The organism is Paenibacillus curdlanolyticus YK9, assembly GCF_000179615.1.
Classification (GTDB): domain Bacteria; phylum Bacillota; class Bacilli; order Paenibacillales; family Paenibacillaceae; genus Paenibacillus_T; species Paenibacillus_T curdlanolyticus.
Genome location: NZ_AEDD01000011.1, coordinates 125,488 through 144,440 on the forward strand (window position 1 = coordinate 125,488; position 18,953 = coordinate 144,440).

An 18,953-nucleotide genomic window follows, 5' to 3' on the forward strand; every position below is an offset into this window, starting at 1 on the left:
GTGGCAGTTAAATACGAATTAATTAAAGTTTGCAAGCAATCTGGAGCGCGTCTGGGACGTGTACATACGCCCCATGGCATTATCGAGACGCCAACGTTTATGCCCGTCGGTACGCAGGCAACCGTTAAGACGATGAGCCCAGAAGAGCTCAAGTCGATGGAAGCCCAAATTATATTAAGCAATACGTACCATCTGTTCATCCGTCCAGGACATGAGATTGTCCGTCAAGCGGGCGGCCTTCATAAGTTTATGAACTGGGACCGTCCTATTCTTACGGATAGCGGCGGATTTCAAGTGTTCAGCTTGGCTAACATGCGTAAGATTACGGAAGAGGGCGTAACGTTCCGTTCGCACTTGAACGGGGACAAGCTCTTTATCTCGCCAGAGGTAGCCATGGAAATTCAGAACGCGCTCGGGTCGGACATTATGATGGCCTTCGACGAGTGCCCGCCATATCCAGCCGAGTACGATTACGTGAAGCAATCGCTTGAGCGTACAACGCGTTGGGCAGAACGCTGCTTGAAGGCGCATGCTCGTCCGCATGATCAGGCGCTGTTCGCCATTGTGCAAGGCGGCATGTATGCGGATCTTCGCAAAATGAGCGCGGAGCAGCTGACTTCGATGGATTTCCCTGGCTTTGCAATCGGCGGACTTAGCGTAGGCGAGTCCAAGCCGCTCATGTATGATATGCTTGATCATACGGTTCCGCTGCTTCCGGCAGGCAAGCCGCGTTATTTGATGGGCGTCGGTTCGCCGGATGCGCTCATCGAAGGATCGATTCGTGGAATCGATATGTTTGATTGCGTTCTCCCGACACGCATTGCGCGTAATGGCACGACGATGACCAGCGAAGGCCGCCTCGTCATTCGCAATGCGAAATTCGCTGATGATTTTGGCCCGTTGGACCCGGCTTGCGATTGCTACACTTGCCGTAACTATTCCCGCGCGTACATCCGTCATCTGATCAAAGCCGACGAAACATTTGGCATTCGACTGACGACGTACCATAATTTGCACTTCTTATTGCAGCTCATGAAGGACGTACGCCAAGCGATTATGGACGACCGTCTGCTTGATTTCCGGGACGAGTTCTTCGCGCGCTATGGCCTGAATGACAACGAAAGAGGCTTCTAAAGAAAGGAGGAACCCATATGTATCTTGCAGCAGAAGCGGCGTCCTCGGGCGGCGGAATTTGGGGACTGGTATTGCCGTTTGTTCTCATGTTCGCAGTATTCTATTTCTTGCTGATCCGCCCACAACAACGGAAGACAAAAACGCGTAATCTGATGCTGAACCAGCTGAAGAAGGGCGACAAAATTTCGACCATCGGCGGCATGCACGGAACGATCGTAGAATTGACTGATGATGTAGCTGTTGTTCGCGTGAATGACACAGTCAAAATTACGTTTGAACGCAGCGCAATCAACAATGTTATTTCCAGTGCGCCTGCTCCGACGGACAAGAAGCTTGAGAAATCCGAGAAATCGGAATAGTTGTCTGGCGTCGTATCAAGCAAAAAAGCCAGTTCCTCAGGGGGACTGGCTTTTTGCTTGTCTATTTTGTAATCGGACACTGTGCGTATATTCGTTATTAGTTGCTCTCCTCTTGGGCGAAAGCGCGAACTGGCAGGCTTGGATTCGGCAGCCGCCGTACGGTTTGCAGCTGAGCAAGCTTCATTCCCATCGTGGATGCGAACAAGCCAAGCAGCATGCCGCCGCACATGTCGATTAACCAATGGATGCCCAGATAGAAGATCGAGAAAATAATAACAGCAGCAAACGTACATACAAGCGCCGCCCATCTTTTGTTGCCCGAACGTAACGCAAGGACGGCCATGGTTACGGATAAGGAAGTATGCAGGCTAGGGAAGCAATTGTTTAAGCCTGACAATGCGCGATATTCGGTTTCGAAGGTCGGGAACACATCTAGCATCAGGAATTTTACATTTGGATCATAAGACCACACTTCGTTAATCGGGAAGAACAAGAAGAATGGAATCGCAATCAAATAGTTGAGCATAATCGCATAGCAGGTAGCATAGAACATTTTTTTGGATTCGCTTTTATACGTATAAATGCCGATCGATGCAAGCATTATCGCTTGAAATACTACGACATAGGTAAACGAAACGAATGTGGTAATGACATCATTATGGAACGTGTGCTGAATTGTAGCGACAAAGTTACCTTCAATCGATTTAAAGAAGGAGGTGAAATTGGGTCCATAATCCATTTTATTTTCAATTTTCATCTCATACTTGTTCACAAACAAGATGGCGGCTAATGCTGCAAAATGGAGCAAATACCGACGGGAGATAACGAGATGCTTTAGAAATGCGTATGCGGCTGCAAACGGATTCCCGGCTACGCCATACGCAATAAACAACGTGACGACAACTGTTGTATAAAGCGCGACGTCCCCCATATCGTGAAACAAAACCATTCTTGATCCCCCTAAGACTGTAAGACTGTAAGACTTTTGTCCAAAAGCGCCTGCATTAGTATATCACAATTCAGGGGGAAATTCGCAAAGGCAAGCATCATTTCTTCAGATTGACACCAATCATGCCGCCAAGCGAGCCAACTGGAATGACAATGGCCAGCAGAGACCATGTCTGCGAGGAAAAGCCGGCGTTAACGGATAAGAAGCCGATGAGAATGATGAGAATCGCATAAACAAGACCAAGAGCGCCGCCGTAATACCAGCCCTTGCGCCCGGATCTTTTGCCAGAAGAAAATCCGCCGGCAAGCGATGCACAGCCATGGACAACTAATGAGGACATCGGGAGCGACGTTTCCTGCATGCCGCTGAATCGCAAGGCAAATGAAAGGATAAGCGCGCCTGCCGCGAGCCAGATGCATGCCGTCAGAGCACCTGCCAGCGTAGGGGATGATACGTTTACTTTGGAAACATTTTTAATGGGATTCATTTGATTACAGACCTCCTCCACGAATATTGGACTTACTTCCACTGTATGGCTTGGCATGCTGGTTTAGTACAAGCGCGCTTGCTAGGCATCAATGGAAATAAGCAGTATGCATCTGATGAGAATGGGCGTGCTGCCATATATTCGATGCTTATCCATCGCATGACGGTGAGATCGGTAGGTGACAATACCGTGTACAAGACGAAGGTAGCGTAAGGAGGGCGTGAGGTGTGGAGACCGGCGAGCTTGGGAGTCTGCTCATAAGAACGATTCTGATTTACTTTGTCGTCTTTTTGGTGATGCGGTTAATGGGCAAACGGGAGATCGGTAAAATGTCTGTCTTGGACCTGGTGATTTCGTTTATGATCGCGGAGATTGCAGTCATCGTGATTGAAGATACCAGCCGATCCATGTGGCATGGGGTCGTTCCAATGGTGCTGCTTATGCTTATCCAAATTATGATCTCGTTCGTCGCTATGAAAAACCGGAAGATCCGTCTGCTATTCGACGGGAAACCGAGCATCATCGTGGAGAATGGCAAAATAAATCGAGGGGTCATGACAAAAGGGCGCTATAACTTAGATGACCTTATGCTGCAGCTGCGGGAGAATGGGGTAAGTACGGTAGGCGATGTCGAGTTTGCCATTCTGGAGACAAGCGGCAAGCTGTCCGTTATCAAGCGGGAGAGAGAAGATTCAGGAATGGAGCGCGGGTACCGAAGCTCCACTGCTCACGAAGATACAGACAAGGGTGAAGCAGGCCAGCAGGCGGCTGAGCAGAAGGAGCGAAATCATGTAAGCGCATTGAATCCGGCAGCGTCCAGCACATCCGGTTCATCGCTTTTTCCCAATCGATACCGATTCGAGATGCTTCCGGTTCCGCTCATTATGGATGGCAAGGTGCAGGACGAGAATCTTGAGAAGCTGGAGAAAACAAGATTCTGGCTAAAAAACGAGCTTCAGCAGCGCGGCGTATCCGATTTTAAAGAGGTATTCTTATGTACGGTCGACCATCGAGGCAAATGGTATGTCGATAAAAGCCGTACTCGCAAATGAAACAACGCATCGTATGGATTGCAGCAGAGCAATCAAGCGATGCGTTGTTTTTTATGATTTGAACAGACGGCCGATAAGCGGTAATCGCGGCAAATCAGATCGATTGATGATGCCGGTTATCATCATGATGACCAGATAAATCATTAATCCGCCGAACGAGGCCAGCATAACGTTTAAGGCTTCATGCGGCAACCAGGCGTTGTTCATTAGCCACAGTGCAAATGCGCCCATGACCGTCATCGCAGCGCAGACTTTAATGTAATCCAGATAAGGCAGACGGAAGCCGACGGATCGTGCAACGCTCCAGCCATGAAGCGCTGTCACGATGGCGATGTTGACGCAAATGGCAATGGCAGCTCCATAGATCCCAAGCTCAGGCTTGGATGCAAGCTGTACGATTAAAATAAGCTTGATAACAGCACCGATAAAGGTGTTTAGCAGCGCAGTTCCTGGCTTATCCAGCGCTTGAAGCGCAGCTTGGAACGGGCCTTGCAAGTAGATGAACAGCCCAAACGGCGCGATTAGCTGAAGCATCGGCGCAATATCGGGATGATTGTAAATTAAACGGCATAGCGGCTCAGCGAATAACGTCATTATAACGACGAAAGGCGCGCCGGAAACGAGGGACAAGCGCAGCGACTGAAGCAATCGTTTCTGTATTAGTGCATAGTCGTCGCGTGCAGCAGCCTCGGACAATGACGGGATTAACGATACGGACAAGGAATAAGTCAACGCCGTAGGGAGGAGAATTAAGGGAACGACCATCCCCTGCAAAGCCCCGTATTGGGAAGTGGCAACGCCAACGACGATGCCTGCTGCGGCAAGGCTGCGGTTAGTCAGAATCGTCTCGAATAAATAGGACAATGAGCCGACTAATCGGCTTGCTGTGACTGGAACCGAAATTTTAAGCAGCCGCTGAAGGACAGGCGTAGGGCGCTCTCTTTTGGACCATGCATGCTTGTTTACATTTGGTTGGTCGTTTGCTTCTGCTTCTGCGGAGGCTTCCATAAAACGTTTGCTGCGGCGCTCTTTCCGGTAATGGTATAACGTGACAGCAAGCCCTGCAATCTCGCCAGCTACCGTACCCAGCATCGCGCCTGCGGCAGCCCATTGAAGCCCGAAGGGAAGCAGGGCGGCAGCGAGCACAAGCGCAATGATAATGCGAATGATCGTCTCGGTTACTTGGGACACCGCTGTTGGAATCATGTTTTGCATGCCTTGGAAATAGGCGCGATAGACGGAAGAAATACCTATAATAATGACGAGCGGCGTCATACATAGGAACGTTTGATAAACGCGGGCATCAGGCAGGACATGGGAAGAGATTAGCGGTGCGAATAGAAGCAGCAGCAGGGTGAGGGCAAGTGAGAGCGAAACCGTTAGCAGCATAGCCGTTCTAAAAATATGTTTGACGCGCCGATGGTCGCCTTGCGATTCCGCCTCGGCAATCCATTTGGCGACAGCGAGCGGGATGCCCCCAATCACGATCGTGAGCATGACGGACAAGAAGGGATAGCCGAGCTGGTAGATGCCAACACCTTCGGCTCCTATAATACGTGGCAGCGCAATGCGCGGCACGAATCCGAGCAGCCGATTGATGATGCCGGCAATAAGCAGAATCATAGCGCCTTTCATAAAAGACTGTTTCGTCACACGCTTCCCTCTCTTCATAAGAACAAGCTCTCTCCATCCTTATGCGGGATTACGACTGCGCATGTCCACTGCAGGCGGCAATTTGTACAGAGTTTTCAATATTTGGCGGAAGGAATCTGATTATTTAGGGCGAATATATGCTTGTTGCCCTTTGCGCGTATGTAGCATGGCGATGGAAAGGTAGGGCGAGCGATGACGAACATGACTGACGAGGAGTTCAACAGTATGGTGCAGTCGCTATGCGAAAGCAAGGCAGAAGAGTTCCGGCTAATCGGATACGAGCATGTGGAGGCGGAGGAAGTCTGGTCCTGTGTGCAAGCGAAATATGCGAAGCATGGGCAGCCCGCGCTGCATGTCATAGTTAACGACATTTTGTCGCTTAAAGTGACGAGTTTCATGAACCAAATGACGTTGGACGCGTATCGGGGAAGCCGTTTCTAATCGAAACGGCACTTTTTTTGACTGCTTTTTGCCCTGTCGGTATAATAGGACTATTGAGATCATAAGGGGGATAATGGGTCGATGAAAGGCAGCAGCAGGTTAGTAGCCTTCCTGGGTATTATCGTCATCATGGCCGGCGTATTCGCTTGGACCACTCCAGGACTAGTGAACGACATCAGATTGGGATTGGATTTGAAAGGCGGCTTCGAGGTATTGTATGAAGCTTCCCCAATGGAGGGTGGCGAGAAGGTTACGCCATCGTCGCTCAAGGAAACAAGAAAAAGCTTGGAAGCTCGTATCGACAAGAAGGGGATCGCAGAGCCTGAAATTACGACCGAAGGCAGCAACCGCATTCGCGTGAAGCTTGCCGGCGTAACCGATGAGGACGAGGTTCGCGACATGCTGAAGAAGCCTGTTAACCTGACTTTCCGCAGCGGTGCGAATCGGGATAAGATCGAGCTGAACGGCACGGACTTCGTACAAAACGGCGCCGCTATTCAGCGTGATGAATTCGGCAATCCGATTATTACGATTAAGCTCAAGGATGCTAAGAAATTCGAAGAAATTACAAAACGATTGACCGGACAAGAACTGGCAATCTTCCTTGATGACGAGCTGCTTTCCGCACCGAAGGTTAACTACACGATCAGCGGCGGCACAGCGCAAATTAGCGGCAACTATACGACAGAAGAAGCGACGAAGCTCAAGGACACCATTAATCTTGGCGCGTTGCCGCTGAAGCTGACGGAAAAATACACGCAAAGCGTAGGCGCGAAGCTTGGCCAGCAATCGCTTCACCAAACCGTTGAAGCGGGCTTGATCGGCTCGGCCATTATTCTTGTGTTCTTGGTTATTCTCTTCCGTATTCCAGGCGTCATTGCCGGTATTACGGTCGTATCGTACGTTTGGTTGCTATTACTTGTATTTATTATGATGAATGCAACACTGACGCTGCCTGGCATCGCAGCATTCGTGCTCGGCGTCGGCATGGCCGTCGATGCGAATATCATTATGTACGAGCGGATCAAGGAAGAAATTCGAAGCGGCAAGAGCTTGCTATCCTCGCTAAAAGCAGGATCCAAAAACTCGCTTCGTACGATTATGGACGCGAACATTACGAACATTATCGCCAGCGTGGTGCTGTACGTTATCGGCAACGGCGCGATTCGCGGCTTTGCGCTCACGATGATTTTCAGTATTCTCGTCAGTATTTTGACAAACATCTTCTTCTCGCGCTTCCTCATTCACTTGCTCATTCGGAGCAACAAGTTTAACAAGCCAAGCTACTATGGCGTGAAGGAGGCGGAGATCCGTGCACTATAACGACAAGTTCCATACTAATATCCGCTTTGACTTTATAAAGCATCAGAAGAAGTTTTTCGGCGCTTCCCTCGCTTTGGTGGTGCTGGGCATCGTATCGTTGCTCGTCTTCGGCCTTAACTACGGGGTAGACTTCAAAGCCGGCACGAATATGGATATCGAGATTGGCAAGGCGGTAACGCAGGAGCAAGCCAAAGAGCTTCTCGGCACGCTTGGCTACAAGGATTTGGCGCCAACAGTAGGCGGCGCATCGAATCAACGCTTGTCCGTCCGCTTCGACGAAGTATTGGAGCAGCCGAAGGTAACGGAAATTTTGAACGCATTGAAAAAGCAATACGGCGATCAAGTGTCCGCAGAGGTTAACGTCGTGTCGCCGGATATGGCGCGCGAACTCGGCGTGAAGACGATTTATGCGGTCATTATTGCGAGCGTTGCGATTATGATCTACGTAGCGATTCGCTTCGAATGGCGCTTCGCGCTAGCTGCGAACATCGCCATTTTGTATGACGCCTTCGTCGTTGTTGCGTTGTTCTCGATCTTCCGTCTCGAAGTCGATCTGCCGTTCATCGCGGCAGTGCTCACGACGATCGGTTACTCGATCAACGATAAAATCGTTATCTTTGACCGCATTCGCGAGAACTTGCGCTTCAGCAAAACGAAAAATAAAGAGCAATTGGCAGAGATGGTTAATGCGAGCTTGTGGCAAACGATGGCTCGGAACGTGTACACGGTATTGACGGTATTGATCGTTGCGATCAGCTTGTATCTGTTCGGCAGCGAATCGATCAAGCTGTTCGCGCTTGCGAAAATAATCGGTTTGACGAGCGGCGCGTACTCTTCCGTATGTATCGCAAGCCCGCTCTGGCTTATGCTCAGAGGCAAGCAAAAACCTAAGCAAACGGCTAAAACATCGGCTGCTTCTTAAGAGGAGGCAATCATGAGCGCTAATCGACTATCAGACAAACGGTTCTCGGGGATAAACGCGGGAATATGGGGAAATGGTGCATTGGCGCTTGGCAAGGCAGCTGTCGCGCTTCTATCGGGCAGCACGGTATTGATGGCAGATGCTGTTCGATCAGTTGCGAATGGCGCAGAATCACTCGGCAGCAGTATACGTCCGCAAGAAGGCATAACGAGAAAACAATCACTATCCCCAGAAAATGGCGTTACCGCGGCAGTCATTATCGTCTCGGCGATCACTTTGCTGCTCGGTGTAGAAGTCGGCTTGGAGGCCTTCCGAGTTTGGCAATCAGGAGCGGAATCCGCTCCTGATTGGACAGCCGCCGCCTTTGCACTGGCTATGCTGGTGCTTAAGGAGTGGCTGCTGCCTGCAAGGAGCCAAGCATGGCTTGATCGGCTGGCATCCGGCATCACGATTGCAGGCGCGGGATGTGCAGCATTTGGACAATCCGCATCGGTGCCAGCTTTGAAGGCAGGAGATTGCTTGGCAGCGATCCTTGTCGCATTCATAATTGTTTATAAGGGCTATCATTGTCTCTTAGGTTTAGTGCAGCACAAAACGAATGCGATCGGGCCGGAAGAGCAAGCGAACGAGCTGATGGAAGTCATTCAACGGGTAGAAGGCGTTGTAACGGTGGAGTCTCTACGTGCACGCGAGCATGGCCATTACATTGTGGCTAGCATTGTCATCAGTGTAAATCCGCGTATCTCCGTATTGGATGGGCATGAGATTGCTAAACGTGTGAAACAGCTCATCATGAAACGGTTTATTCATGTGACGGAGGTTTCCGTCCATGTCGAGCCGTATGATCCCGGTTATCCATACAAATCAAATCATGATCCAAATCAAGAACATATGCCGACGCTGCTGCAATAGCTGCAGCGTCTTTCATTGTGTAAAGATAGGAGGCTTGCACCGATGATTCGATCCAAAACACGGTGGTCACAGCCTGATTGGGATGAACGACGTGAACAAGCGGCTGGCCATCTCATGCAAGCTCTTGCGCTTCCGCCGTTAGTCGCCCGCCTGCTCGTCGGACGGGGCATTGAGAGCGAGGAAGCAGCGACGTCCTTTCTGCATGGCGGAATGGAATTAACGCATGACCCTTATTTATTGGCGGGCATGGAAGCTGCAGTGCAGCGCATCCGTCATGCGATCGAACAAGAACAGTGGATTCGCATTTATGGCGACTATGACGCGGACGGGGTCTCGAGCACCTCGTTAATGATTCATTTGCTTGAGCGTCTCGGGGCTAAATTCGATTACTATATCCCGCACCGTACGCGTGAAGGCTATGGCATGAATTGTGCTGCAATCGACTTAGCAGCGGAGGCAGGCGTGAAGTTGATTATTACCGTTGATACAGGCATCAGCGCTGTAGACGAAATTGCTTACGCAAAAGCGAAGGGCATAGAGGTCGTCGTAACGGATCATCACGAACCGCCGGAAGTGCTGCCAGATGCCTACTCGATTATTAATCCGAAGTTGCCATACTGCCAGTATCCTTACAAGTCGCTTGCGGGAGTAGGAGTTGCCTTCAAGCTTGCCACCGCTTTGCTAGGGGAAGCGCCGCTGGATCTGACCGATATTGTTGCGCTTGGCACAATCGCTGACGTTATGCCCTTGAATGGCGAGAATCGCGTGCTCGTTCGGCAAGGGCTTAAGGAAATGGCGTTAAGGACGCGCCCGGGATTTCTAGCGCTCGCTGAAACAGCAGGCGTACAGTTGCAGGCTGTCACTTCAACGAATGTTGCCTTCTCGATGGCGCCTCGTATTAATGCAAGCGGCAGGCTCGATCACGCGGGAGGCGCAGTGGAGCTGCTTACTACATCAGATCAGGAAGCAGCCGAACTGCTCGCGGCGAGGCTTGATGCCCTCAACCGCGAACGCCAGCGCATCGTCGAAGAGATGGTTGACGAAGCGATGAGCCAATGGGCAGAGAAGTGCCGCATTGCCGCAGAAGCGTGCCAGTCACCTCCTGCAGTTATCGTGTTGGCTGGCGAAGGCTGGAATGCAGGCGTAATCGGCATCGTCGCTTCCAAAATGCTGGAGAGATACTACAAGCCAACCGTAGTTTTGGGGATCGATACAGAGACCGGGAAGTGCAAAGGCTCGGCCCGGTCGATTGACGGCTTCGATCTCCATGCGGCACTTACGGCTTGCGCGGATTTGTTTGACCACTTCGGCGGACACCAAGCCGCGGCCGGCATGACCTTGCATCGAGACAAGCTGGATGCGTTAGAGCAAAGCCTTAGCGATTCGGCGATGGCATGGCTGTCTCCGGAGGATTGGGTTCCGAAGACCTTCATTGACTTGGCCTGTTCGCCGAAGGAAGCCTCACTGGATACAATCGATCAGTTGGCGCTGCTTGAGCCTTTTGGAGCTGGGAATCCCGCGCCGCGGTTTTTGTTCGAGCAGCAGCCCGTGACAGACAAGCGTACGATGGGGAAGGAAAGCAAGCATCTGCGCCTTGCATTGGGCGGCCAACCATCGCGTTTGGAAGCAGTAGGCTTTGGCTTCGGCGAGTTAGCGGAACGAATTGCTTTTGGCGCCCAAGCGGATCTGGTAGGCGAGCTATCTGTGAACGAGTGGAATGGCAACCGTAAACCACAGCTCTTTATTCAAGACATCCGCATTGCAAATGTTCAGCTGTTTGACTGGCGGGGAGAGCGCGAGCCCTACGCAATGCTCCGCAAGCTGCTTGAGACGGCTAGCCGAACGGGCAGAAGAACGCTAATCGTTACAGCTGAGCATGCCGTACGCGAGACCGCTGCTGCCTGCGCCCGCACGGATGCTGCAGCGGGAACCTACCAGCTTTCTTCCTATGGCGAGCCGCTTGAAGAAACGTTGCCGGTTCAAGAGCTGATTGTGTATGGCCTGCCATCTTCGGCCCTGGCGCTGCAAGAGCTATCGACATCGCTTCGTGCACTTGAGAGCATTCATTTGCTATATCCAGGTCGAAGCAAGTCTAGCCCTCGCTCAACAACGCGTGCGATTTTCCCGGATCGAACAGATTTCGCAGCCGCCTATCAGTCGATTCGAAGACAAGGGCGGCTGGCCGAGTCAGGCTTGGCCGAACGGCTCTCCGAGCAGATCGGCTGGCCGGCAGAGACGATTGGCATGATGATTGCTGTATTTGAAGAGTTAGCTTTCATTACACGGGCAGACGGCTGGATAACGGTGAATGGGACGCCGGCCAAAGCGGAGCTTTCTTCGGCTGTCGCTTATCAGCAAGCTTTATTGCAGGCGGAAGCGAACGAAACTTTATTTGGAACGGTAGAGCAATTAATGGAACTTATTCAGAGAGGACGTATGAAATCATGAATTTTAAGGATTATATCCGCGTTATTCCAGATTATCCGCAACCAGGCATTCGCTTCAAAGACATTACGACGCTGTTGAAGGATGGAGCAGCATATCGTGCAGCAATCGAAGCGATGCATAAAGCCATTGCCCACAAAGAAATTGATTTGGTAGCAGGACCAGAGGCTCGGGGCTTCGTCATTGGAGCTCCGCTTGCGATCTCGCTTGGCGTAGGCTTCGTGCCCGTTCGTAAATCCGGCAAGCTGCCAGGCGAAACGGTTGAAGCAAGCTACGATCTTGAGTACGGCAAAGACCGCCTTGCGATCCATGCCGATTCCATCAAGCCGGGCCAACGCGTTCTGATCGCGGACGATTTGCTTGCAACGGGCGGCACCATCGCGACGACGATCGATTTGATCCGCCAGTTGGGCGGCGAAGTGGTAGGGGCGTCGTTCCTGATCGAGCTGAGCTATCTGCCAGGCCGCGAGAAGCTTGGCGGCATTGAAGTACAATCGCTGATTACGTATTAAGCAAAGCCGATACAGCCTGCGTTTTTGCCGCCAACTTTGGCAGCGAGAACGGCAGGCTGTTTCTTTGTTTCACGGGAAGGGCGGTTCCTTGATTCGGTTCGAGAGTTGACGCCGCCTTGGTTTAGCAGGCATAATAGCTTTAATCCATTAATCACGAAACGTGAACGGCAAGAAGTTAAGTTTTTGATAAGGGTGAGCGAGGGCATCATTCGACTCGTTTCGGAAAGGGACGTTGCATGGGCATAGAGCAGTTACTCGAAAAGGCATCGACCTATATGAAAGACCAGGATTTGCTGCGAGTACGGGAAGCTTATGATTTTGCGGAACAAGCGCATCACGGCCAGGTCCGCAAATCAGGCGAACCGTATATTTTGCATCCGATTGCAGTCGCAGATATTCTGGTCGACATGCAGATGGACGTCATGTCGATTATTGCGGCATTATTGCATGATGTCGTCGAAGACACGACCGTCAACCTCGACGGCGTGCGTGCCCGTTTCGGGGATACGTGCGCAATGCTTGTCGACGGCTTGACCAAGCTGGAGAAAATCAAATTCCGCTCCAAGGAAGAGCAGCAGAATGAGAACTATCGCAAAATGTTCGTCGCCATGGCGCAGGACATTCGCGTTATTTTGATAAAGCTTGCTGACCGGCTGCACAATATGCGTACGCTGAAGTTCCAGTCGGAGGAAGCGCAGCGCCGGATCGCATATGAGACGCTGGAAATTTTTTGTCCGATCGCGCATCGGCTCGGTATCAGTGCAATCAAGTGGGAGATGGAGGATATCGCGCTTCGCTACTTGAATCCGCAGCAGTATTACCGCATCGCCAATCTGATGAAGAAGAAGCGGACGGAGCGGGAGCAGTATATCGATGAAGTCATTGGACGTATAAACGAGAAGCTCGATGAGATGGGGATTCAAGGTGACATCTCTGGCCGACCGAAACATATTTATAGCATTTACAAGAAAATGACGATGAAAAACAAGCAGTTTAATGAAATCTACGATCTGCTTGCAATTCGAATCATCGTTGATAATATTAAAGATTGTTATGCGACGCTCGGGATCATCCATACGCTATGGCGTCCAATGCCAGGGCGATTCAAGGATTATATCGCGATGCCGAAAGCGAACATGTACCAATCTCTCCACACGACCGTAATCGGACAAAATGGCGAACCGACCGAGGTCCAAATTCGGACGTGGGACATGCATCGTACGAGCGAGTATGGCGTTGCGGCGCATTGGGCTTATAAGGAAGGCGGCAACCACGTTGTCGCAAGCGGGAATTTTGAAGACAAAATGTCATGGTTCCGCGAGATACTCGAATTGCAGCAGGACGCCAAGGACGCATCGGAATTTGTCGAATCATTGAAGATGGATTTCTTCTCTGATCTTGTTTTCGTATTTACGCCAAAGGGCGAGGTATTCGAGCTGCCGGCAGGATCCGTTCCGCTTGATTTTGCTTATCGCGTACACACGGAGGTCGGTAATCGAACGATTGGCGCGAAAGTCAATGGCCGTATTGTACCGCTTGACCATAAGCTCAAGACTGGCGATATCGTGGAGATTTTGACCTCCAAGCATTCATATGGACCAAGCCAGGATTGGGTCAAAATCGCTCAATCGTCGCATGCGCGGAGCAAAATCAAACAATGGTTCAAAAAAGAGAAGCGGGATGAGAATGTAGCCAAGGGACGCGAGCTCCTTGAACGTGAAATCAAACGGCTCGGATTAGAAGCCTCCGCATGGCTGACGGACGATAAGCTGCAAGAAGTGGCGACTCGCTTTACGTTTAACGACTTGGAGGATATGCTGTCAGCTATTGGATTCAACGGCATTACGGCGGCCCAAGTATGTTCGAAGCTGACGGAGAAGCTTCGTAAGGAAGCGGAAGAAGCAAGCTTAATCGAGCTGACGAGCGAACCGCGTGAGATGCGCACGCCGGGAGCTAGGAAAAATCGGCCGAATCATGGCGTTACGGTTAAAGGCATCGACAACCTGCTCGTGCGGTTCGCACGATGCTGCAACCCTGTGCCGGGCGATGAAATCGTCGGCTATATTACGCGCGGACGCGGTGTTTCAGTCCATCGCCTCGATTGCACCAACATTCCGTTTGGAAACGATGGGGAAGAGGCGGAACGCGTCATTGAAGTAGAGTGGGAAGAGTCGATTGAAGCGAATTATAGCGTCGACATCGAGATTACCGGGCATGATCGCCGCGGCGTATTGAATGAAGTGCTGCAAGCGGTATCGGAGAGCAAGACGAACATTTCTGCTGTTACGAGCCGAGCGGTCAAAAATAAAATGGCGATGATTCACATGACGATTCTGATTCGAAACGTGCAGCATTTGGAATCGGTTGTCGAGAAAATCAAGCGTGTCAAAGACATTTATTCCGTTCAACGGATTATGCAGTAGCCTTGTCATGCTAAGAATAAGAGGGTATTCACCTTGAGAATCGTATTGCAGCGCAGCAAGAAAGCGTCCGTCGAGGTTGATGGAGCGATTGTCGGAACCATTGATAAGGGTCTCGTATTGCTCGTCGGTGTTACGCACGAGGACACGGAGGCTGATGCCAAGTGGTTGGCAGACAAGGTCGCCGGGCTCCGCATTTTTGAAGATGGGGCTGGCAAAATGAACCATTCCGTACAAGAGGTCGGCGGGGACATCTTGTCCATCTCGCAATTTACGCTATACGGCGATTGCCGCAAAGGCAGAAGGCCGAATTTTATGGCTGCTGCCCGGCCTGAACCGGCTGAAGCGTTATACAATCGGTTTAATGAGCTGCTGCGCGAAACGGGGCTCCGAGTCGAAACAGGCGTGTTCGGCGCTATGATGGATGTGTCGCTCGTCAACTGGGGCCCGATCACGCTCGTGCTCGATAGCAAGGCGGAATGATGGTTTCGTCGTTTAGTTTGTCCGAGATCGGAAACAATAGCGGTAGAGTGTTGTTCCAACACAAAATTCCGCTTGATGCGCCTATCGGGCGCGCCAACCTGCAAGGGAGTGTTTCTGATGCACCAATCGCGCAAGGAGCAGAGCATAGAGCGGGCATCTCGCCGCCTGCTGCTGACCGACCGTAAGGAAGCGATGATGCTGGACGAATTCGACGATGAGGTAGAAGTCGCTGCAGAATGGGCTTTCGGCGCAATGCCAGCCAAGCGGCAAAGCGCTGACCAGCCGTAGGAATAGAATAGGAACGAAGGCAAGCCGCCCCAACGTCGGTTGGGTGCGGCTTGTCCGTTGAATTGAAGGGGATAGAGGAAATGAACGTCCATGTACAAGCGGCAGACGCCTCGTTCGAGCGGTCATTATGCAATATTGTGCCGCTTTTTTTTGAGGAAGTTAATACGACTTTCAGCGCGGAGCCTGGCGGCGAAGCTGATCTGCAGATCATACTCGACTACCATGAGCGGGAGAATGGCGTCTATGCGTCAGCATCCTTGCTCGCTAACGGGGAAACGCAGTCACTTGAGACTGCGCAGTATGAGAGTCCAGTGGCAGGCGATGCGCCAAGGGAAGAAAAGCGTAAGCTGCTCAAACAAGCTGCCAGCCGCGTATTGCTGGACGTTTTGCAGAAGCATACAGGGCTTGTGCAGCCTTGGGGGATCTTGACGGGCGTTCGCCCGACCAAGCTGCTGCATGAGCGCGTAAGGCGCGGCATTCCTGCGGCGCAAGCGCGCCGCGAGCTGCAGGAGCATTATTTGATCAGCCAAGAGAAGATTGAGCTGATGGAACGAATCGTACAGCGCCAGCTGACGGCCATTCCGGATCTATACCGTATTCGCGATGAGGTCAGCATCTATATCGGAATCCCGTTTTGCCCGACCAAATGCGCTTATTGCACGTTCCCAGCTTATGATATCAACGGTCGCCAAGGCTCCGTCAACGGCTTCTTGACCGGGCTTCATGAAGAAATGCGTGAAATCGGCGAATGGCTGAAGCGCAACGATGTCAAGATTACGACGATCTATTACGGCGGAGGTACGCCTACAAGCATTACAGCGGAAGAAATGGATGCGATGTATAGCCTCATGTACGAGGTATTCCCGAATGTGGACGACGTGCGCGAAATTACGGTCGAAGCCGGGCGTCCGGATACGATCACTCCTGAGAAGCTGGCTGTCATGCAAAAATGGGGCGTTGACCGGATCAGCATCAATCCGCAGTCTTATATTCAGGAGACGTTGGAAGTCATCGGCCGTCATCATACGGTAGAAGAGACGATTCGCAAGTTTGAGCTGGCCCGCGAATGCGGCATGGACAATATTAACATGGACCTCATCATCGGGCTTCCGAATGAGGGATTGCCGGAATTCGAGCATACGCTGTCAGAGACGGCGAATTTGATGCCGGAGTCGCTCACCGTCCATACGCTTTCGTTCAAACGGGCTTCGGAAATGACGCGCCATCGCGGGGATCAGAAGTTCAAGGTGGCGGATCGCGAAGAGATCACGGCCATGATGCGGCGTGCAGTGGAGTGGACCGATGAATACGGTTATATTCCTTATTATCTGTACCGTCAGAAAAACATCCTTGGCAACTTGGAAAATGTCGGCTATGCGCTGGCGGGAATGGAAAGCTTGTACAACATTCTGATTATCGAAGAAATGCAGTCGATCGTCGGGCTTGGCTGCGGCGCTTCGAGCAAGTTTGTCGATCCGGCTACCGGCGAGATTACAAGGCTCGCGAACCCGAAGGAGCCGAAGGCGTACAACGATACGTATAAGCAATATACCGATGCCAAAATCGAAGTGCTTGAGCGGTTATACGGGTCATCACGTCGCACCCAAAACGAGCACACGTCTACGCTAGCTTAGATTTATTGATAGGCCTAAAGTGGATAGCGCTTTAGGGAACCGTAAAGTAAACGCTTTATAAATTGTAATGTTTTCGTAACGCGATTAACATCTTTCTTTAATATCATCGGACTATACTAGAACTCGACCCCCTTTTTAAAATATATACTTTTGATAACCTACAACGCTGTTGTAGGTTTTTTTCTGCCCATTGGGCAGGTTCCGCTATGGGGACAGAATGCAGCTTGACTTCGGTACGTCTGACGAGTAAAATTTAAAGGAATATGTTGTCGATTCGATGATAGGACAAAGTACTCACGTGCATGTACACAGAGAGAGGCGCCTTTGGCTGCAAGCGTCTTTATGGTGGCGATGAGGAAAGACTTCCTGGAGAACGGGCGGCGAACGCAAGGTTCAAGCAGGGAGCGGGTGCTTCTTCTCGCTTCAGCTTCTACGGAACCATTGCAACTAGTCGTACCGCGTGTAACGGGCGTTAACCGTCTAAGCGGAGCATCTCATGAGCAGCGTTATTGTGCGAATGAGCATGTCCGGAATGTGGGTGGCACCACGGGAGATCAGCATAAATCTCTCGTCCCTGACTGACCGTTCTGACGGCAGTTAGGGACGGGAGTTTTTTATTTTTTTGACCTATAGATCAGCAAGGGGGATTCCTATGGCATTCCAGAAACCGCCAGGTACACAAGATCTGCTGCCGGGCGCGGTTGAGCGCTGGCAGTTCGTCGAGAGCAAGGCGCGCGACATTTGCCGCCGGTTCAACTTCCGTGAAATTCGGACGCCAATCTTCGAAGCGACGGAGCTGTTCCAGCGTGGAGTAGGCGAGACGACGGATATTGTAGAGAAAGAGATGTATACGTTCACCGACCGCGGGAACCGAAGCCTGACGCTTCGTCCTGAGGGTACGGCTGGCGCTGTACGGGCTTTTGTCGAGAATAAGCTGTACGGCGAGCCTGATCTGACGAAGCTGTATTATATCGGTCCCATGTTCCGCTATGAGCGGGCGCAAGCGGGCCGGTATCGCCAGTTCCACCAATTCGGCGTCGAGGCGCTTGGAGCAGTCGACCCTGCGCTTGATGCGGAGGTAATCGCACTCGGTTACACGTTCTATACGGAAGTTGGGCTCAAAGGCGTCCGCGTGGAGATCAACTCCGTCGGTACGCCAGCGGTTCGTGCGGCCTTCCGCGAAAAGCTGCTGTCGTTCCTTGAACCGAAACGCAGCCTGCTATGCAAAGATTGCCAGTCGCGCATCGACCGCAACCCGCTGCGCGTGCTTGATTGCAAAGTGGATCAAGCGCATTTTGAAGGCGCGCCTTCGATTCTGGAAAGTCTGGATGAAGAGTGCCAAACGCATTTTGACAAAGTAAAAACGTATCTGAGCGATATGAACATTCCGTTCGAAATAAACCCTCGACTGGTGCGCGGTCTTGATTACTACACGCACACAGCATTCGAGTACAAAGCAGAAGGCATCGGCGCAATCGATACGGTTGGCGGCGGAGGGCGTTATAACGGCCTTGTCGCCGAAGTCGGCGGACCGGATCAACCGGGCGTCGGGCTAGGCCTTGGGCTTGAACGGACGGTTATGCTGCTGGAGCACCAGCAGACAGAACTGCCGAACGCGACGGCGATTGACGCTTATGTCGTAGCGCTGGGCGAAGCCGCTGAGCGCGAGACATCGAAGCTGATCTATCAGCTGCGGTCGAGCGGATTGTCGGTCGAGCGCGATTATCAAGGGCGCAAGATGAAAGCTCAGATGAAATCAGCCGACCGTCTTCAAGCCCGGTATACGGCGATCCTTGGCGATGACGAGCTCGCCCGCGGCGAGATTGCGCTCAAGGAGATGGCGACGGGCGAGCAGCGGTTTGTCTCGCTGGATTCGCTCGCTGAAGCGATCAAGAAGCAGTAGCTTGCTGCGTATCCTCGGATTTTCGATTTTCGGATT

Annotated in this window: 17 protein-coding genes; 14 read left to right on the top strand and 3 right to left on the bottom strand. The window is 51.7% G+C overall.

The window, feature by feature from the left end; translation table 11 throughout:
• Entirely contained in the window at positions 1 to 1,134 is a 1,134-nt protein-coding gene (gene tgt, locus PAECUDRAFT_RS19460) for a tRNA guanosine(34) transglycosylase Tgt (protein WP_006039852.1), read from the top strand.
• Between the two features lie 17 nt (positions 1,135 to 1,151).
• Positions 1,152 to 1,493, top strand: a complete 342-nt coding sequence (yajC, locus tag PAECUDRAFT_RS19465; RefSeq protein WP_006039853.1) for a preprotein translocase subunit YajC — start codon at positions 1,152 to 1,154, stop codon at positions 1,491 to 1,493.
• 97 nt (positions 1,494 to 1,590) lie between these two features.
• Here the strand turns inward: yajC and PAECUDRAFT_RS19470 are convergent, their stop codons facing one another.
• Positions 1,591 to 2,442, bottom strand: a complete 852-nt coding sequence (locus tag PAECUDRAFT_RS19470) for a phosphatase PAP2 family protein (protein WP_006039854.1) — start codon at positions 2,440 to 2,442, stop codon at positions 1,591 to 1,593.
• 97 nt (positions 2,443 to 2,539) lie between these two features.
• Positions 2,540 to 2,929: a TIGR04086 family membrane protein gene (locus tag PAECUDRAFT_RS19475; RefSeq protein WP_006039855.1), complete on the bottom strand. Its 390-nt coding sequence runs from the start codon at positions 2,927 to 2,929 to the stop codon at positions 2,540 to 2,542.
• Positions 2,930 to 3,156: 227 nt separating this feature from the next.
• On the opposite strand from PAECUDRAFT_RS19475, the gene PAECUDRAFT_RS19480 reads away from it, so the two are divergent.
• Positions 3,157 to 3,981, top strand: coding sequence for a DUF421 domain-containing protein (locus PAECUDRAFT_RS19480; protein WP_006039856.1), 825 nt, complete (start codon positions 3,157 to 3,159; stop codon positions 3,979 to 3,981).
• Between the two features lie 51 nt (positions 3,982 to 4,032).
• On the opposite strand, the gene spoVB is transcribed toward PAECUDRAFT_RS19480, so the two are convergent.
• The gene (spoVB, locus tag PAECUDRAFT_RS19485) at positions 4,033 to 5,634 is read right to left on the bottom strand and encodes a stage V sporulation protein B (RefSeq protein ID WP_006039857.1); all 1,602 of its coding nucleotides are present in this window, start codon (positions 5,632 to 5,634) and stop codon (positions 4,033 to 4,035) included.
• 201 nt (positions 5,635 to 5,835) lie between these two features.
• Here spoVB and PAECUDRAFT_RS19490 point away from each other — a divergent pair, with 201 nt between their 5' ends.
• The 11 genes from PAECUDRAFT_RS19490 (at position 5,836) to hisS (ending at position 18,917) form a co-directional block, all read left to right on the top strand.
• The gene (locus tag PAECUDRAFT_RS19490) at positions 5,836 to 6,075 is read left to right on the top strand and encodes a post-transcriptional regulator (protein WP_144266600.1); all 240 of its coding nucleotides are present in this window, start codon (positions 5,836 to 5,838) and stop codon (positions 6,073 to 6,075) included.
• Between the two features lie 81 nt (positions 6,076 to 6,156).
• Positions 6,157 to 7,398 carry a protein translocase subunit SecD gene (gene secD / locus PAECUDRAFT_RS19495; RefSeq protein WP_006039859.1) on the top strand — a complete coding sequence of 414 codons (1,242 nt, stop codon included), beginning with the start codon at positions 6,157 to 6,159 and terminating at the stop codon, positions 7,396 to 7,398.
• Positions 7,388 to 8,320 carry a protein translocase subunit SecF gene (secF, locus tag PAECUDRAFT_RS19500; protein ID WP_006039860.1) on the top strand — a complete coding sequence of 311 codons (933 nt, stop codon included), beginning with the start codon at positions 7,388 to 7,390 and terminating at the stop codon, positions 8,318 to 8,320. The genes secD and secF overlap by 11 nt, the downstream gene beginning before the upstream one ends.
• Positions 8,321 to 8,332: 12 nt before the next feature.
• Positions 8,333 to 9,232, top strand: a complete 900-nt coding sequence (locus PAECUDRAFT_RS19505) for a cation diffusion facilitator family transporter (protein ID WP_006039861.1) — start codon at positions 8,333 to 8,335, stop codon at positions 9,230 to 9,232.
• A gap of 42 nt (positions 9,233 to 9,274) precedes the next feature.
• On the top strand, positions 9,275 to 11,680 hold the full coding sequence (gene recJ / locus PAECUDRAFT_RS19510; protein WP_006039862.1) for a single-stranded-DNA-specific exonuclease RecJ: 2,406 nt from the start codon (positions 9,275 to 9,277) through the stop codon (positions 11,678 to 11,680).
• Positions 11,677 to 12,189, top strand: coding sequence for an adenine phosphoribosyltransferase (locus tag PAECUDRAFT_RS19515; RefSeq protein ID WP_006039863.1), 513 nt, complete (start codon positions 11,677 to 11,679; stop codon positions 12,187 to 12,189). The genes recJ and PAECUDRAFT_RS19515 overlap by 4 nt, the downstream gene beginning before the upstream one ends.
• Before the next feature lie 236 nt (positions 12,190 to 12,425).
• Entirely contained in the window at positions 12,426 to 14,612 is a 2,187-nt protein-coding gene (locus tag PAECUDRAFT_RS19520; RefSeq protein WP_006039864.1) for a RelA/SpoT family protein, read from the top strand.
• A gap of 33 nt (positions 14,613 to 14,645) precedes the next feature.
• Positions 14,646 to 15,092, top strand: a complete 447-nt coding sequence (gene dtd / locus PAECUDRAFT_RS19525; protein ID WP_006039865.1) for a D-aminoacyl-tRNA deacylase — start codon at positions 14,646 to 14,648, stop codon at positions 15,090 to 15,092.
• A gap of 117 nt (positions 15,093 to 15,209) precedes the next feature.
• On the top strand, positions 15,210 to 15,380 hold the full coding sequence (locus tag PAECUDRAFT_RS26180; protein ID WP_006039866.1) for a hypothetical protein: 171 nt from the start codon (positions 15,210 to 15,212) through the stop codon (positions 15,378 to 15,380).
• A gap of 80 nt (positions 15,381 to 15,460) precedes the next feature.
• Positions 15,461 to 17,014: a coproporphyrinogen III oxidase gene (locus PAECUDRAFT_RS19530; protein ID WP_006039867.1), complete on the top strand. Its 1,554-nt coding sequence runs from the start codon at positions 15,461 to 15,463 to the stop codon at positions 17,012 to 17,014.
• 652 nt (positions 17,015 to 17,666) lie between these two features.
• On the top strand, positions 17,667 to 18,917 hold the full coding sequence (hisS, locus tag PAECUDRAFT_RS19535) for a histidine--tRNA ligase (protein WP_006039869.1): 1,251 nt from the start codon (positions 17,667 to 17,669) through the stop codon (positions 18,915 to 18,917).
• The last annotated feature ends 36 nt before the right edge of the window (positions 18,918 to 18,953 follow it).

Coding starts and splice junctions, on each gene's coding strand:
- yajC (WP_006039853.1), top strand. CDS start 1,152: ATGTATCTTGCAGCAGAAGCGGCGTCCTCGGGCGGCGGAATTTGGGGA.
- PAECUDRAFT_RS19470 (WP_006039854.1), bottom strand. CDS start 2,442: ATGGTTTTGTTTCACGATATGGGGGACGTCGCGCTTTATACAACAGTT.
- PAECUDRAFT_RS19475 (WP_006039855.1), bottom strand. CDS start 2,929: ATGAATCCCATTAAAAATGTTTCCAAAGTAAACGTATCATCCCCTACG.
- PAECUDRAFT_RS19490 (WP_144266600.1), top strand. CDS start 5,836: ATGACTGACGAGGAGTTCAACAGTATGGTGCAGTCGCTATGCGAAAGC.
- secD (WP_006039859.1), top strand. CDS start 6,157: ATGAAAGGCAGCAGCAGGTTAGTAGCCTTCCTGGGTATTATCGTCATC.
- PAECUDRAFT_RS19505 (WP_006039861.1), top strand. CDS start 8,333: ATGAGCGCTAATCGACTATCAGACAAACGGTTCTCGGGGATAAACGCG.
- recJ (WP_006039862.1), top strand. CDS start 9,275: ATGATTCGATCCAAAACACGGTGGTCACAGCCTGATTGGGATGAACGA.
- PAECUDRAFT_RS19515 (WP_006039863.1), top strand. CDS start 11,677: ATGAATTTTAAGGATTATATCCGCGTTATTCCAGATTATCCGCAACCA.
- PAECUDRAFT_RS19520 (WP_006039864.1), top strand. CDS start 12,426: ATGGGCATAGAGCAGTTACTCGAAAAGGCATCGACCTATATGAAAGAC.
- PAECUDRAFT_RS26180 (WP_006039866.1), top strand. CDS start 15,210: ATGCACCAATCGCGCAAGGAGCAGAGCATAGAGCGGGCATCTCGCCGC.
- PAECUDRAFT_RS19530 (WP_006039867.1), top strand. CDS start 15,461: ATGAACGTCCATGTACAAGCGGCAGACGCCTCGTTCGAGCGGTCATTA.
- hisS (WP_006039869.1), top strand. CDS start 17,667: ATGGCATTCCAGAAACCGCCAGGTACACAAGATCTGCTGCCGGGCGCG.